The organism is Shimia sp., assembly GCF_022448905.1.
Taxonomy (GTDB): Bacteria; Pseudomonadota; Alphaproteobacteria; order Rhodobacterales; family Rhodobacteraceae; genus Shimia.
Genome location: NZ_JAKVCW010000017.1, coordinates 50,250 through 64,229 on the forward strand (window position 1 = coordinate 50,250; position 13,980 = coordinate 64,229).

Here is a 13,980-nt window from a genome sequence, read left to right on the forward strand (position 1 = left end):
GCCAATCAAAAACCATGCGCCAAAGCTGTTTAGGTGATCTCCGACATCTCGACGGATCGCTTCTCTTGGATGGAGGTTTGCGCCGCGATGCCCATCAGGACAGCCATTTTGCCGTCGGTCAAGCTCACCTCGGGTGTGGACCGCTCACCGCGCACCAATTCCAGGAAATATTTGTGCTGATAAAAGGTTGAGCCGTTGTGGTCGCCAGCATCGAGGATGTCCGGGTCCACAGGGATCTCTTTTTCAACGGGACCTTTGGGCGCACGCGGAGACAGGATGAGCTTGGGGGTGGGCGCGGCGCCAAGATGTGCAGGCCAGAAACGGCCTGGTCCGGGGACCAGCGCCTCGATTTTGCCTTTGGGGCCGACTGCCGCGATTTCTTCCTGATATTCGGCACCTTCGGCAAACATGCACAGTTCGAGCATCGCGCGGGCACCGTTATCGAAATCGACGATGACATATCCATTGTCGAGAATGTCCGGCGCTTGCCCGTCATAGAGTTCGTCCAGATGGTTCGCGTCCTGCCCGCCCGAGGCCATCACGCGCACCGGCTCTGATCCAAGCGTCAGGCGCATGAGATCAAAGAAGTGGCAGCACTTTTCCACAAATGTCCCGCCGGATTTGGCGTTGAAACGGTTCCAGTCATCGACCTTTTCAAGAAAGGGAAACCGGTGTTCACGGATGGTCAGCATTTTGATGCCGCCGGTGACATCTGCTGCGTTTTTTAGGAACGCCGCGACCGGCGGCATATAGCGGTACTCCATCGCAACCCAGGCCGGGGCGGGATAGCTGGCGATGAACGCGTCGATTTGGGCCAGATCTTGCGGATCGGTGTACAACGGTTTCTCGACAAGGATGGGCAAAGGACGGAGCTGGGCGATCTCTTGCAGCTGGGCTACATGGCAGAAATTCGGGCTGGCGATCAGCAGGCAGTCCAGAGTGTCTACGGCCAGCAGTTCTTCCAGGCTGTCAACAAACCGCGCATCGGGCGCGAAACGCGCGCTCTCCGTGCGCATTTGGGCGTTGGGTTCGAAGATGGCCCCAACTTCCGTGTTCGGGAGGAGTGCAATGTTGCGCAGGTGTTCTTGCCCCATCATGCCGCAGCCGATGATCCCGTAGGTGGTGGGTTTCGTCATAGTGCCTCCTAAGTCAGGCGTTGGATGTAGATAGAGTGTTCCGGGTCAAACCAGGTGCGGGAAAACTCGACTGGGGCGGTGGCTTGCGACCAACTCAGGCGTTCGATGTAGCCTGAAACTGCCCCCGGCTTCTGTCCAAATGTCTCTGGCGCCCAGTCTGGCACGTGCCCGATGGAGACGCGGTCTTCGGCGCGGCGAATCCAGAAGCCGAGCTGTTTTTGATAATAGTGGTAAAGTGATTCCGACAGTTTTGCCGGGTCCACTTTGCCTGCGTCGCCGTCTAGCCAGATTTCTTCGACGGCGATCACAACCTCGTCCAGATACCGCAACCTGCGAATCCGTGTGCCGTGATTCGACGTGCCAAATGTTGGGAGGTCGACCGGCTTCTCCATGCCATGCACCGAGAGGATGTCTGCGGTTGGCAATCCGCCACCCTCGGGCAACTCCAATCGGAACATGGAGTAAACGCTGCGTCCGCTTTGCGTAGCACGCACGTAGTTGCCTGACCCTTGAACGCGCTCCAGCATGCCTTGCTTCTCCAGCTCGGCAAGAGATTTGCGCAATGTACGCACGGTGGTTCCGTATTGCTTGGCAAGCTCGCGTTCAGGCGGCAAGCGCTCTCCGTCCACCAGACGGCCCGCCGCGATCTCGCGGATCAGGGTTTCGCTGATCTGCAAATAGAGCGGCAAGGCCGTGCTGGAGAGGTCTGGATTTGACATGGATCATCTCGAAAAATTGATACACCATTGATCTACATCAAATCGCAGTTTAATCAAGAGGTAAGGAGAACGAGATTTTGGGAGGAACTCGATGACCGTCGTACCGGTGACATCAGCTGATCTGGATGCTGTGGAAGTGTCGTGGTTTGCCGCGCTGTGTTCAGACGATTACCAGTTCCTTGGCGTGCCAGATGGCGATCTGCGGTCGTCCTGGGCGCATAGCTCAAACATCGTGAAAGAAGCTGAGGCTCAAGGGTTTCGCAACATTTTGTGCCCGTCTTCTTATCAAGTGGGGCAGGACACGCTGAGCTTCGTGGCGGGTTGCGCACCGATCACCAGCAAGATCAACTTGCTGGCCGCCGTGCGCTGTGGCGAGATGCAGCCGATCATGCTGGCGCGTACGCTGGCGACGTTGGACCACATGTTGGAAGGTCGGCTGACCGTGAACATCATCTCGTCCGACTTTCCCGGTGAAAAGGCCGAGAGCAGCTATCGCTACCAGCGCTCGCGGGAAGTTGTCGAAATTCTGAAGCAGGCTTGGACCCAGGGTGAGATCAACCACGAAGGTGAGGTCTACAACTTCCAGGGCCTGACAACCGATCCTGTGGTTCCGTATCAGACTGGCGGACCTCTGCTCTACTTTGGTGGCTATTCGCCGGATGCGTTGGAACTCTGCGGGCAGCATTGCGATGTGTATCTGATGTGGCCGGAGAAGATGGACGAACTGGCCGGGCGCATGAAGGCGGTGAACGCGGTGGCGGAACGCTATGGCCGGACCCTCGATTACGGCCTGCGCGTGCATGTGATTGTCCGGGACACCGAGGCCGAAGCCCGTGAATATGCCGACTACATTGTGTCTAAACTCGATGACGAGCAGGGGCGCGCCATCCGTGAACGTGCGCTGGACGCGAAATCTCTGGGCGTGTCGCATCAGGCGAAAAACCGCGATGTGGCCGACGATGATGGCTTCATTGAGCCGCATCTCTGGACCGGCGTGGGCCGGGCGCGATCTGGTTGTGGCGCGGCACTGGTCGGGTCAACCGATCAGGTTTTGTCCAAGCTTGAAGCCTATAAGAAGATGGGGATGCGGGCCTTTGTTCTGTCTGGCTATCCGCATGTGGACGAGGCCAAGCATTTTGGCGCCCGCGTGATGCCGCATCTCAACACTGTATCGCTGCCGCATGCCTATGGGCGCGTGCCAGCTTCCACGCCGCAGACCCCCCTTGGTATTGGAGAACGCCGCTGATGAACCGTGTCGAAATCGCAAACGGGCTGAGCTTCAGCCGTCTGGTGTATGGCATGTGGCGTGTGGCCGATGATGCGGACACGTCGCCAGAATACGTAGAAGCAAAAATCCAAGCCTGTCTGGATCAGGGGATCACGACCTTTGATCAGGCGGACATCTATGGTGACTACGGGGCCGAAGCGGTGCTGGGCGGGGCGCTAAAAGCCAACCCGGCGTTGCGCAATCAGATCGAGATTGTGACCAAGTGCGATATCGTCGCGCCCATCGGGATTTATGCCGACAAGCCGGTCAAATACTACGACACCTCGCGCGCGCACATCGAAGCCTCAGTGAACCGGTCTCTGAGTGAGATGGGGGTGGATCATGTGGATCTTCTGTTGATCCACCGCCCCGACCCTTTGATGGATCACAACGAAACCGGCGCGGCGCTGGATGATCTGGTGGCGTCAGGCAAGGTGCGCTCCGTCGGCGTCTCCAACTTCCGCCCCTGGGACTGGAAGCTTTTGCAGTCGGCGATGAAGACGCCGCTGGCCACCAACCAAATCGAGATTTCACTGGCGGAACTGTCCCCGTTCACAAATGGGGATTTGGCCTTCCATCAACAGCATGACCAGCCTGTCATGGCATGGTCGCCGCTTGGTGGCGGCAGCCTGATGACCGGAACAGGGGATGTGGCGGATCGTTTGGATCGTATTGCGGCAGAGCAGGGCGTGGATCGCGCCGCTGTGGCCGTGGCGTTCCTGTTGCGCCACCCAACCCGTATCCTGCCGGTTCTGGGCACCAACAACCTTGATCGAATCAAGATGATTTCGGACGCGGAGAAGGTCACACTGGACCGCGAAACCTGGTTCTCTCTCTACGAAGCCGCGCTCGGCAAGGAGGTCCCATGATGTCTGCTCACACTGTCGGGGGAAAGCTCAGCTTTGTGCCCGACCCGAACAACACACGGCTGCTGCGTGACGCGTTTGGACGGTTTGCCACCGGGGTGACCATTGTCACGGCCGCATCGGAAAACGGTCCGGTGGCGATCACCGCGAACAGTTTTTCCTCGGTGTCATTGACCCCGCCTCTGGTGCTGTGGTCCCCTGACAAGAACTCGCGCCGGTTTCCGCATTTTGAGCGCGCAACCCATTATGCGATCCATGTGCTGTCGGCCGAACAGGACGATCTTTGCTGGACGGTGGCCAAAGATGCCTTTGGCTTGGCGGATGTCGCGCACCAGGTGAACGATTGGGGCGTGCCTATTTTGGACAATTGTCTTGCGCGGTTCGAGTGCACTCGCTCTGCGATTTACGAAGGCGGCGATCACGCGATTGTTCTTGGACATGTTGACCGCGCAACCATGCGTGAAGACGGAGATGCACTGACTTTCTACAAGGGCCAAATGGGCCAGATTGCCGCCGTAAAACAATAAGATCGGCGGCCTGCATTCTGAAGAGGACAGAATGCTAAACGGGAGGAGAAGAACACGATGAAGGCAGTCTTTGCTGTCTTGAATCTGTTGCGTCCACTGAACTCCGGACTGTTGGCAGTCGGGCGTTGGCTGGGCGTATTCGCCATTGGCGTGATGGTCGCGGCGATCCTGATCCAAGTGTTTTTTCGCTATGTGTTGGGTAGCGCATTGCCCTGGCCCGACGAGGCGGCACGCTTCTTCATGTTGTGGATGACGGGCCTGATGGCGCCCACAGCGTTCCGCAATGGGGGCTTTGTGGCGATCGACTTCATTGATGCGGTGATCAAAGGCAAGGCGATGCATCTTCTGCAGTTTGCCCTGCTGTTGATCAGCCTGACCGTGCTGATCGTCGGGGCGCAGATCGGCTACAAAGAGGTCACCGGGCTTGGGGGGCGTTTCGCCACCGCGTCACTGTATCTGCCGACGTCTCTGACGTTTGACGAATGGTACCGGATCCCGCGCAGTTGGATGATGCTGTCCCTTCTGGTGGGCATCGTGTTGTTGATCCTGGTGAACATCGAGCTGTTGTTGGAGCGCTTTGTCCGGCTCCTGGGCATGGGGGACCGCCTGCCAGCGCGGTCAGGCCTGACAATCGGAGGGTCTGAGTAATGCTGATCTGGTTCCTTCCGCTGTTTCTGTTCCTTCTTTTGGTGGGGCTGCCGGTGTTTTTCTGCCTGCTGGCTGCGCCCGGCGCGTTGCTTTGGCTCAACGGGCAAGAGCGCGACATCACGTTGTTGTACCGCAACCTTTACAATGGCATGGACAGCTTCCCCCTGATGGCCATCCCGTTTTTCATGTTGGCGGGCGAGTTGATGAACCGGGGCGGGATCACCGTGCGTCTGGTTGAGTTCTCCCAAGCTTTGATGGGCCATTTGCGGGGCGGGCTTGCGCAGGTGAACATCCTGTCGTCGATCCTGTTTGCCGGGCTGTCGGGTTCGGCGGTCGCAGACACTTCTGCGCTTGGTTCCATGCTGATCCCGGCGATGGAGCGTGAAGGCTACACCCGGAAATTTGCTGCCGCCGTGACCGCTGCGAGTTCTGTTATTGGGCCGATCATTCCACCCTCAGGCATCATGATCATCTACGCCTACGTTATGGGCGAAAGCGTTGCCGCGTTGTTCCTGGCGGGCATTGTCCCGGGCATTTTGGTGGGCGTTGGCCTAATGGTGATGGTCCGCGTCATGGCCGACAAATACGATCTGCCCGCGGCGCGCCGTGTCACGTTTGAGAACGTCGAGATCGGCGGTTTGGAAAGCTGGGTGTCTTTTGGGCTTGTGCGGCTGAACCTCGGGCTTTTGCTGGTGCAATTTGCCCCGGCAGCTGACACAACCCTGTCCAAATGGCTGACCTTCCTCGGTGCGGTGCTTCTGGCGCATGGATTGATGCTCGGATTGCGCCGTGTGGTCAGCCCCGAATTCCGCATTGTCTGCAAGCGCGCGGTGGTGCCACTGCAGACGCCAATCCTGATCCTTGGCGGTATTTTGGCCGGTGTGTTCACACCGACAGAGGCCGCCGCTGTCGCAGTTGCCTATGCGCTGTTGGTTGGGTTCCTGGTGCTGCGGACCATGAAGTTGAAAGACTTGCCGGAGGTTTTCACTCGGGCCGGGATCACATCCGCCGTGGTGCTGCTGTTGGTGGGCGCGGCCATGTCGTTCAAAACAGTGGTCAGCCTCAGCCACGCGCCAGAAATTCTGGCCGAGTTCATTCTGACCTTGTCGGAGAACCCTCTGATCTTGCTGTTCCTGATCAACCTGCTGCTCTTCGTGGTGGGCATGTTTCTGGACGCGGGCCCCGCGATCATCATTCTTGGCCCGATTTTGGCGCCGGTCTTTGAAGGGCTTGGGGTCGAGTCCGTGCACTTTGCCATCATCATGTGCGTAAACCTGACCGTGGGCTTGGCCACGCCCCCGATGGGGCTAGTGCTATTTGTCGCTGCCTCAGTCTCGCACGAGCGGGTGACGACCATCGCCAAAGCCATTCTGCCGTTCCTAGCGGTCGAGGTCGCTGTGATCTTCTTGATCACCTTTGTGCCTGAAATCTCTCTGACCATTCCGAAGCTAACGGGGTTCTTGAACTGATACCAAAAAAACGACGTGCAACAGGAGGAAACACGCATGTTTATGAAACTGGCAAAGACGGTGGCACTGTCGGCCTTGATGGCTGGCACTGCGCTGACGGCGAGTGCGGCCGACTACACAATCCGTGCAACGGCAAACTCGAATGAAAATGACGAGGACTATGACGGCCTTGTTGTCTTCAAAAACTATGTCGAAGCGGCCTCTAACGGCGCCATCGAAGTGGAGCTGTTTATCGGCACACAGTTGTGCTCCAACGGCGCCGAATGCCTTCAGGGCGTGGCCGATGGGTCCATTGACGTCTACATCTCGACCTCTGGTGGCGCGTCCGGCCTGTTCCCCTATGTGCAAGTTCTCGACCTGCCATATCTGATGGCGGACGACCGAATTGCGGAGCATGTCCTGTCTGGCGACTTCACCCGCAAAATGCGCGCGATGGCGTTGGAGGACAGCGGCGACGCAATCCGCCTGATGACCATCGGTAACACCGGTGGCTGGCGCAACTTTGCCAACACCAAACGTCGTGTGGCGGCACCTGCCGATATGGAAGGTCTGAAGATCCGGACCGTTGTGGCTGACCTGCCGCAGGAGCTTGTGAAAGCGCTGGGCGCGTCCCCTACGCCAATCCCATGGCCTGAACTGTTCACCAGCTTCCAGACTGGTGTTGTTGAAGGCTCCAAGAATGGCATCACCGACATCATGGGCATGAAGTTCCCAGATGCGGGCCTGCAGTATGTGACTTTGGATGGCCACGCTTACATGGGTGCGCTGTGGTGGATGTCGAACCAGACGTTCATGGACATGCCAGAAGACATGCGCCGCGTGGTGGTGGACGGGTTCTACGCCCTGCAACAGGCCACCTTTGCATCGCCAAAGCGTAAGTCGATCCAGGCCTATGAAGACTTCGTTGCCGGTGGCGGGGACCTCTATGTTCCAACCCCTGCAGAGAAAGACGCGTTCAAGCAGGCGGCGTCCCCAGTTTATGACTGGTTCAAATCCAATGTTGCTCGTGGTGATGAGGTGTTCACCGCACTGACCGATGCTGTTGCCGCAGCAGAAGCAGACGTGAACGGCGCCCGTGATGCGGACCTGAACTAAGCACAAACGGCGCGAGGGGCAGTCCCTCGCGCCGTTTTTTGTCCGGCATTTTTACCGGAACGGATACATCCACACGCGGTAGTCCTCGACCAGAATATGCGCTTTATCAATCTCTTCCTTGGTCATTTTCTTCACAACCTCTTCAAGGCTGATCGCCGCGTCGGGGTCTCCGCCGATCGCCGACAGCGTGTACCACATATAGGCCCGCACCAAATCCGGCGCGGGCATGCCGCGCCCGACCTCATAGTACCAGCCAATTCCGGATTGCGCGCCGGGGTGGCCCTTCATGGCGCTGCGCAGATACCACTCAAACGCGCGTTGATCGTCGCGCTCAACGCCCAGCCCCATCGCATACATCACGCCGATCAATTCCTCGGCGTCGGCATTTCCCGACCGGGCTGCTGGCCACATCGCTTCACGCGCGGCCTCAAAATCCCCGGCCTCCATAAGATCGCGCGCGGCTTCGATTTCGGCGAGGCCAAATTGGGTCGTTCCCACGACCAACGCGGCCGCCAGAAGAAGCTTTTTTGTAGGGTGTCGCATGCGCTCTCCGTGATCCTGTTTGCCGCCCCGTCTTTCGCCGAGTTGCCTGCGTTGCCAACACCACTGAGTGCCAATGACTTCATGGCGGTGGATGCAGAAAAGGCCGAACTGGGACGCCTGTTATTTTACGACAAGATCCTGTCCGGGAACAGAAATATCAGCTGTGGAACATGTCATCATCCGCGATTTGGCACCTCTGATGGATTGTCGCTCGGATTGGGGGAAGGCGGGCATGGACTTGGGCCGGAGCGGGTCTCCGATATGGGGGCAAACAAGGTCCAGAAACGCATTCCACGCAATGCACCCGCGCTATGGAATTTGGGTGCCAAGTCCATTGATACGTTGATGCATGATGGCCGGGTCAGCGTGGACCCGATCTTTGGAAATGGCTTCAATACGCCCGCAGAAGAGTGGCTTCCTGATGGGCTAAAGTCCGTTCTGGCGGCACAGGCGCTTTTCCCCATGACATCCGGGTTTGAGATGGCCGGGAATGTTGGCGAAAACGAGATCGTGGGTGCGACGCGCGACCGGATTGATGCGGCCTGGCCAATCATTGCGAAACGAGTCAGGACGCTGCCGGACTATGGTGCCAGATTTGTCTCGGCATTTGACGAGATCGAGGTGGCCGAAGAGGTGACGATTGTCCAAATCGCCGATGCCTTGGCGCATTTCATGGTGCAAGACTTTACGTCCTTTGACAGCCCGTTTGATGCTTATTTGGCGGGGGATGAACAGGCTCTATCTGCAGTGCAAGTTCAAGGCATGGAGCTGTTTTTTGGCAAGGCGGGATGTAGCAACTGTCACGCTGGAAATTTGTTTTCTAATCAACAGTTCCATGCTCTGGGGCTGCCGGCCTTTGGACCAGGCCGCACCCGAAGGTTTGACCCTTATGCGCGGGATGTTGGACGCATGGGGGAATCCGACGACCTTTCGGATGCGTATCGCTTCCGGACCCCCATGCTGAGAAACGTTGCCCTTACAGGGCCTTACGGGCACAACGGCGCGTATCCGACGCTGGAGCGGATGATCCGGCATCACCTTGATCCCCCTGGGGCGCGCGCCACGTGGAAAGCCGCTGATCTGACATTGCCCGATGTGCCTTGGCTCAGTCCCATCGATTTTGTCATCCAGCAGGACCGTATCGAAATGGCGCGGCATGCCAAGCACCGCGACATTCATATTCCGCCCCGTAGTGATGCTGAGATTGCAGCCTTGGTGGCTTTTCTCGAAAGCCTGACTGGGGCCGATGCCAAAGCAGAAACAAGCCGTATTCCGGAAGAGGTGCCCAGTGGATTGAAGGTGGACCGGTAACGGGTCGCCACATGCATGACTAGTTGCGTGCTATTTGCGCCCCGCAGGCCCGCAGCTTTCCCAGACGACAAGATCGCCATGCAGTCGTTCGTTGGTCTTCTCACTACTTTGAACTTCTAACCCATCCAAAATGATCGCCATGGCGCGCTCGCCAATTTTGTTGCGTGGTTGGCGGATTGTGGTCAGAGCCGGGGTGATGTTGCTGGCAAAGGCAATGTCGTCAAAGCCAATCACGGAAAATTCGCGCGGCACGTCAAACCCACGCAGGAGCAGGGTGGCAATCAGGCCAATGGCGGTGGTGTCGTTGACACAAAGAAAGGCCGTCGACAGCGCATCTTTTATAAAAAGGCGCCCCCGTGTTAGCGGAAGCGCCTTTTTTGTGGGCTTGAACGCGCCTTCAAGCGCGGCGCCTTTAAGACGCCAACTGTGTCGCCACATGCGGCAGCAGGTAAGTCCCAGATGGCGGCGCAGTATTGACCCGCACGCCACAATGGTAAGCCTCACTCAATAGCTCGTTGGTCAAAACCTCGGCTGGCGCGTCTTGTGCCAGCACGCGGCCATCACTGATCAGAGCCACTGTATCGGCAAACATCGCGGTGAGGTTCAGATCGTGCATCACGGCCACAACACCGCCCCCAGCGTCGGCAAAGTCACGCGCGATTTGCATGACTTGCAACTGGTGCCCGATGTCCAGTGCCGAGACCGGCTCATCCAGGAACAGCCAGCGCGCCGTACCGTCGACAACCGGATCCCAAACCTGGGTCAGAACACGGGCCAACTGCACCCGCTGTTGTTCGCCGCCAGAGAGTTCCTGGTAGTAGCGCGCGCCATATCCAGACAGACCGACACGCTCCAACGCCGCTACAATCAGTCTGACCCTAGCGGCGGAAATGCCGTTTGACAGACCCAACTGCACGACCTCGGACACAGTGAATGGAAACGCCAGTGGCGTGGCCTGAGGAAGGACCGCGCGAATGGCCGCCAATTCCCAGGCTTTCGCCGCGTCGATGTCCATGTCGTTGAGTGTGACGGTACCACCATGGGCAACTTCGCCAGTGATGGCCTTCAGCAAAGTTGTCTTGCCGGACCCGTTGGGTCCCACAATGGCGGTGACAGCGCCTGGCTGGGCGTGAAAATCGATATTATGCAGGATGTCGTGCTTGCCATAGCGCACGGTGATGTTTTGGGCGTTAAGCATTTCACATATCCAGAATGCCGCGGCGGCGCAGCAAAATCCAAAGGAAGAACGGACCGCCAATCACGGCCATGATGATGCCAATCGGCAATTCTGCTGGCGCGATCACCATGCGGCTGATGATGTCGGCCACGAGCAGCAGCGCCGCACCCAGAAGGGCAGAGTTGCGCAGCAAATAGCGGTGGTCTGGCCCGACGGCGAGACGCAGCAGATGTGGCACTACAAGGCCGACAAAGCCAATGCCGCCGCTGACCGCGACGGCGGCACCAACAGAGGCCGCAACCGCAAGAATGGCAACGTTTTTTGTGCGTTGCACATCAATGCCGATATGGCTCGCTGCGGCTTCTCCAAGGGCGAGGCCGTTTAGACCTTTGGCAATAAAGGGCGCTGCAACAAATGTTGCTGCCATCAAAGGCAAGGCAGCAAACAGTTTGGACCAGGTCGCCCCCGCGATAGAGCCCATGCCCCAGAAGGTGAGCGTGCGCAATTGGGTGTCATCCGCGATATAGACCAGCAGCCCGGACACCGCACCGGACAGAGCGCCAAGCGCGATACCCGCCAACAGCATGGTGGCCACCGAGGTGCGTCCTTTGCGGGTGGACACCCGATACAGGATTAACGTTGTGGCCCAGCTGCCGACAAAAGCGGCAAGAGGTACAACGTAGTATCCCAAAGCCTGTTGCAGCGCGATCGGCAACAGCCCGCCCAACACGATGGCGACAATTGCCCCCAGGCCGGCACCGGCGCTGACCCCGATCAGACCGGGGTCTGCCAGAGGGTTGCGAAACAGCCCTTGCATAGTGGCACCGGACACCGCCAAAGCAGCGCCGACAACAGCACCCATGATGGTGCGGGGCAGTCGGATCTCCCAGAGCACCACGCGATCACGCAGCGCCAACTCCCCGCCGGTGGCAAGGTCCCAAAGCGCGCCCCAAAGGGACGCGCCAGAGGCGCCAATCGCCAAGGAGCCCAGCATGGCAATGCCCAGAACGATCAAGAGAACAAACGTCAGCCGGTTCGCAGCATGGCTGCGGTCCCCGTCCAGGGTCATCTTGGCTGGGATTTCCGAAGCAAGTGCCATTAGCCCTGAACACCTTCCAGAGCAGCGGCCAGCCGAGATACGGCCTCACCTGTGCGCACGGAGAACCCAAGCAACAGCATGCCATCCATACGCACCACGGCACCGGATTGGGCCGCCGGGGTAAGTTTCAGCGATTGGTGTTCACGCAGTTTTTCGAGGCTCGCACTGTGATCGCCACCACGGTCCATCATCAGGATCACTTCGGCGCCGCTGGTGACAATGGCTTCGTCGGTCACGGGCTTAAAGCCTTCAAAACCGCTCAAGGCGTTCTGACCACCGGAGAGCGCAATGATCGCATCCGCGCTGGTGTTTTCACCCGCAGCCATGACACGGCCGCCGGCCGTGGACAGGATGAAAATCACTTTGGGACGGATGCTGGTGTCCACGCGGGCCACCGCGGCGGCAATTTCGGCATCAACCTTGGCCGCAAGCTCTGCGCCTTTGTCTGACACACCCAGTGTGTCAGCGACCATTTTGATTTTCTCGCTGATGTCTTCGCGGGTGAAACCGTTGTTTACCTCGACAATCGGCACAGAAGCTTCACGCAGAAGTTCAATGGTTTCCAGAGGGCCGGCACCGGATTCGCTGATGATGTGATCTGGATTTACAGACAAAACGCCTTCGGCTGACAGCGCGCGAATATAGCCAACGTCTGGCAGGGCTGCGGCTTCTTCCGGATGGTTTGAGGTTGTGTCACGGGCCACCAAACGATCCTCTTCGCCCAAGGCAAAGACAATCTCGGTCACCGCGCCGCCGATGGAGACCACCCGTTGCGGACCATCCTCCGCCAAAGCTGTGGTGGACAGGCATGCGGTCATGCCCAGGGCAATTACACTCTGTTTCAGGGAGAACTTCATTGCGCTGCAACCTCTGTAAAGTCTTGTTCTATGTCTGTGATGAGGGCGTTCCAGGCCTCGGCTGCGGTTTCCTCACGCAGGACGCCGAAGAACTGAATGATCAGGGCACCTTCGGCGTCAAAAGCCTCGACCGAAATCGCCGGTCCACGACGGGTGTTTTTTGTGACCGCATAGACCTCTGCGATGTGATCCATACGCAGGTGCAGGTCGTGCCCCTTGTCCAGAACATTGATCCAGGGGCCCATCTCTACAATGCGTTCAACCGGTCCCGAATGGATCTCGATACAGCCGCGGTTGCCGACAAAGATCATCAACGGAACGGATTTTTCCGAGGCTTTGTGCAGTAACGCTTCCACTGACTTGGGGGCAAGCGCGCGGGTATATGGTGCGCCAGCGATGCGATAGGCGCCCAGACGGTTTATTTTCAGCTTGCGGGTCAACGACATAAACTGGTGGGTGTCGGTGAGTTTGTCCCACTCTTCGCAGAGCTTTTCACGTTGGTCTGCAGTGCCTTTTGCGCCTTCTGTAGGCTCGCGCGTTTCGACCTCAAGGGTGTCGGATTGCTCCTTAAGGCGCAGCTGCGCGACAATCTCGTCCCACTGATCCAAATTTGACGCATCACGCAGGTGGACTTTGTGCACGGCATCTCCAGCGGCATCAAACACTTGAATGGAGCGGCGCACACCTTTGTCAGTCTGTTTCTCAACCGCAAAGGCGCTGACCCAAATGCGCGGGAACATCCGCAGATCGATGTTTTCGTTTACCACCATCGATGCGTGCTGGCCGGAGGTGTAGTTTTCATACACACCGACCTTCTCGATGACGCAGGACGGGTTGCGGGTTAGCGCCATCACTTCGCCGAGGCGCTCAAACGCAGCAAACAGCGGGTCCAATTCAGCGGTAATACGGGTGACACCCTCGCCAACATGTGCGGCCACCAACTGGCCTTCGGAGATACCTAACTTATCCGCGAGATCACGTTCACGTAACTTACTATGTTCTTTCCGCGCTTCGCGAATGTCATGCGAAGAGACGGCGGTCGCCACTGCCATGGTGCGCTCCAATCTAGTTCAGTTCTCGAAAGGCTGGTCTGGCTGCGGTGAATTTGTCACATATGGCTAACCCTGTGATCTTTTGAATCACATATGTTGACAGAAATAGTCGGACTAAATAGTGAGCGCAAGTCACGGTGATTTCTCGGGGTGAGAATCACCAACAACTCCATGCCAGCAACACACTGCCAGCCTCCGGAACATCCACTGGAAG

Annotated in this window: 15 protein-coding genes; 7 read left to right on the plus strand and 8 right to left on the minus strand. The window is 58.2% G+C overall.

Features of this window, described 5'->3' with window-relative positions:
* Positions 1-29: 29 nt before the first annotated feature.
* Together MK208_RS18000 and MK208_RS18005 are read right to left on the minus strand one after the other, a co-directional pair.
* Positions 30-1,136: a Gfo/Idh/MocA family oxidoreductase gene (locus MK208_RS18000; protein ID WP_294118879.1), complete on the minus strand. Its 1,107-nt coding sequence runs from the start codon at positions 1,134-1,136 to the stop codon at positions 30-32.
* Positions 1,137-1,144: 8 nt separating this feature from the next.
* Positions 1,145-1,855: a GntR family transcriptional regulator gene (locus MK208_RS18005; protein ID WP_294118880.1), complete on the minus strand. Its 711-nt coding sequence runs from the start codon at positions 1,853-1,855 to the stop codon at positions 1,145-1,147.
* A gap of 91 nt (positions 1,856-1,946) precedes the next feature.
* Here MK208_RS18005 and MK208_RS18010 point away from each other — a divergent pair, with 91 nt between their 5' ends.
* Genes MK208_RS18010 through dctP form a run of 6 tightly spaced genes read left to right on the plus strand, consistent with a single transcriptional unit; the run spans position 1,947 to position 7,727 of the window.
* Positions 1,947-3,101, plus strand: a complete 1,155-nt coding sequence (locus MK208_RS18010) for an LLM class flavin-dependent oxidoreductase (RefSeq protein ID WP_294118881.1) — start codon at positions 1,947-1,949, stop codon at positions 3,099-3,101.
* Positions 3,101-3,991, plus strand: coding sequence for an aldo/keto reductase (locus tag MK208_RS18015; protein ID WP_294118883.1), 891 nt, complete (start codon positions 3,101-3,103; stop codon positions 3,989-3,991). Before MK208_RS18010 ends, MK208_RS18015 begins: the two co-directional genes overlap by 1 nt.
* The gene (locus tag MK208_RS18020) at positions 3,991-4,515 is read left to right on the plus strand and encodes a flavin reductase family protein (protein ID WP_294118884.1); all 525 of its coding nucleotides are present in this window, start codon (positions 3,991-3,993) and stop codon (positions 4,513-4,515) included. The genes MK208_RS18015 and MK208_RS18020 overlap by 1 nt, the downstream gene beginning before the upstream one ends.
* A gap of 57 nt (positions 4,516-4,572) precedes the next feature.
* Positions 4,573-5,163, plus strand: coding sequence for a TRAP transporter small permease subunit (locus MK208_RS18025; RefSeq protein WP_294118885.1), 591 nt, complete (start codon positions 4,573-4,575; stop codon positions 5,161-5,163).
* Positions 5,163-6,632, plus strand: coding sequence for a TRAP transporter large permease (locus MK208_RS18030; RefSeq protein WP_294118886.1), 1,470 nt, complete (start codon positions 5,163-5,165; stop codon positions 6,630-6,632). The genes MK208_RS18025 and MK208_RS18030 overlap by 1 nt, the downstream gene beginning before the upstream one ends.
* Positions 6,633-6,668: 36 nt before the next feature.
* A complete protein-coding gene (gene dctP, locus MK208_RS18035) occupies positions 6,669-7,727 on the plus strand; it encodes a TRAP transporter substrate-binding protein DctP (protein ID WP_294118887.1) in 1,059 nt (352 codons plus the stop codon).
* Positions 7,728-7,778: 51 nt separating this feature from the next.
* Here the strand turns inward: dctP and MK208_RS18040 are convergent, their stop codons facing one another.
* Positions 7,779-8,174 carry a tetratricopeptide repeat protein gene (locus tag MK208_RS18040; protein WP_283425464.1) on the minus strand — a complete coding sequence of 132 codons (396 nt, stop codon included), beginning with the start codon at positions 8,172-8,174 and terminating at the stop codon, positions 7,779-7,781.
* A gap of 87 nt (positions 8,175-8,261) precedes the next feature.
* Here MK208_RS18040 and MK208_RS18045 point away from each other — a divergent pair, with 87 nt between their 5' ends.
* The gene (locus MK208_RS18045) at positions 8,262-9,581 is read left to right on the plus strand and encodes a cytochrome c peroxidase (protein WP_294118888.1); all 1,320 of its coding nucleotides are present in this window, start codon (positions 8,262-8,264) and stop codon (positions 9,579-9,581) included.
* A gap of 30 nt (positions 9,582-9,611) precedes the next feature.
* Here the strand turns inward: MK208_RS18045 and MK208_RS18050 are convergent, their stop codons facing one another.
* From MK208_RS18050 to MK208_RS18070, 5 genes are read right to left on the minus strand one after another with little or no spacing between them, the layout of a single operon-like run.
* Entirely contained in the window at positions 9,612-10,019 is a 408-nt protein-coding gene (locus MK208_RS18050; protein ID WP_294118890.1) for a substrate-binding domain-containing protein, read from the minus strand.
* Positions 9,994-10,779 carry a heme ABC transporter ATP-binding protein gene (locus tag MK208_RS18055; protein ID WP_294118892.1) on the minus strand — a complete coding sequence of 262 codons (786 nt, stop codon included), beginning with the start codon at positions 10,777-10,779 and terminating at the stop codon, positions 9,994-9,996. The genes MK208_RS18050 and MK208_RS18055 overlap by 26 nt, the downstream gene beginning before the upstream one ends.
* Position 10,780: 1 nt before the next feature.
* Positions 10,781-11,857 (minus strand): iron ABC transporter permease, encoded by a 1,077-nt coding sequence (locus tag MK208_RS18060; protein WP_294118893.1) that lies wholly within the window; start codon positions 11,855-11,857, stop codon positions 10,781-10,783.
* On the minus strand, positions 11,857-12,714 hold the full coding sequence (locus MK208_RS18065) for an ABC transporter substrate-binding protein (protein ID WP_294118894.1): 858 nt from the start codon (positions 12,712-12,714) through the stop codon (positions 11,857-11,859). Before MK208_RS18065 ends, MK208_RS18060 begins: the two co-directional genes overlap by 1 nt.
* Positions 12,711-13,766 (minus strand): ChuX/HutX family heme-like substrate-binding protein, encoded by a 1,056-nt coding sequence (locus MK208_RS18070; RefSeq protein ID WP_294118895.1) that lies wholly within the window; start codon positions 13,764-13,766, stop codon positions 12,711-12,713. Before MK208_RS18070 ends, MK208_RS18065 begins: the two co-directional genes overlap by 4 nt.
* Between the last annotated feature and the right edge of the window lie 214 nt (positions 13,767-13,980).

Bases quoted from the DNA above. Each gene is read 5' to 3' on its own strand.
- MK208_RS18000 (WP_294118879.1), bottom strand. From the start codon at position 1,136: ATGACGAAACCCACCACCTACGGGATCATCGGCTGCGGCATGATGGGG.
- MK208_RS18005 (WP_294118880.1), bottom strand. From the start codon at position 1,855: ATGTCAAATCCAGACCTCTCCAGCACGGCCTTGCCGCTCTATTTGCAG.
- MK208_RS18010 (WP_294118881.1), top strand. From the start codon at position 1,947: ATGACCGTCGTACCGGTGACATCAGCTGATCTGGATGCTGTGGAAGTG.
- MK208_RS18015 (WP_294118883.1), top strand. From the start codon at position 3,101: ATGAACCGTGTCGAAATCGCAAACGGGCTGAGCTTCAGCCGTCTGGTG.
- MK208_RS18020 (WP_294118884.1), top strand. From the start codon at position 3,991: ATGTCTGCTCACACTGTCGGGGGAAAGCTCAGCTTTGTGCCCGACCCG.
- MK208_RS18025 (WP_294118885.1), top strand. From the start codon at position 4,573: ATGAAGGCAGTCTTTGCTGTCTTGAATCTGTTGCGTCCACTGAACTCC.
- MK208_RS18030 (WP_294118886.1), top strand. From the start codon at position 5,163: ATGCTGATCTGGTTCCTTCCGCTGTTTCTGTTCCTTCTTTTGGTGGGG.
- dctP (WP_294118887.1), top strand. From the start codon at position 6,669: ATGTTTATGAAACTGGCAAAGACGGTGGCACTGTCGGCCTTGATGGCT.
- MK208_RS18040 (WP_283425464.1), bottom strand. From the start codon at position 8,174: ATGGAGGCCGGGGATTTTGAGGCCGCGCGTGAAGCGATGTGGCCAGCA.
- MK208_RS18050 (WP_294118890.1), bottom strand. From the start codon at position 10,019: ATGTGGCGACACAGTTGGCGTCTTAAAGGCGCCGCGCTTGAAGGCGCG.
- MK208_RS18055 (WP_294118892.1), bottom strand. From the start codon at position 10,779: ATGCTTAACGCCCAAAACATCACCGTGCGCTATGGCAAGCACGACATC.
- MK208_RS18060 (WP_294118893.1), bottom strand. From the start codon at position 11,857: ATGGCACTTGCTTCGGAAATCCCAGCCAAGATGACCCTGGACGGGGAC.
- MK208_RS18065 (WP_294118894.1), bottom strand. From the start codon at position 12,714: ATGAAGTTCTCCCTGAAACAGAGTGTAATTGCCCTGGGCATGACCGCA.
- MK208_RS18070 (WP_294118895.1), bottom strand. From the start codon at position 13,766: ATGGCAGTGGCGACCGCCGTCTCTTCGCATGACATTCGCGAAGCGCGG.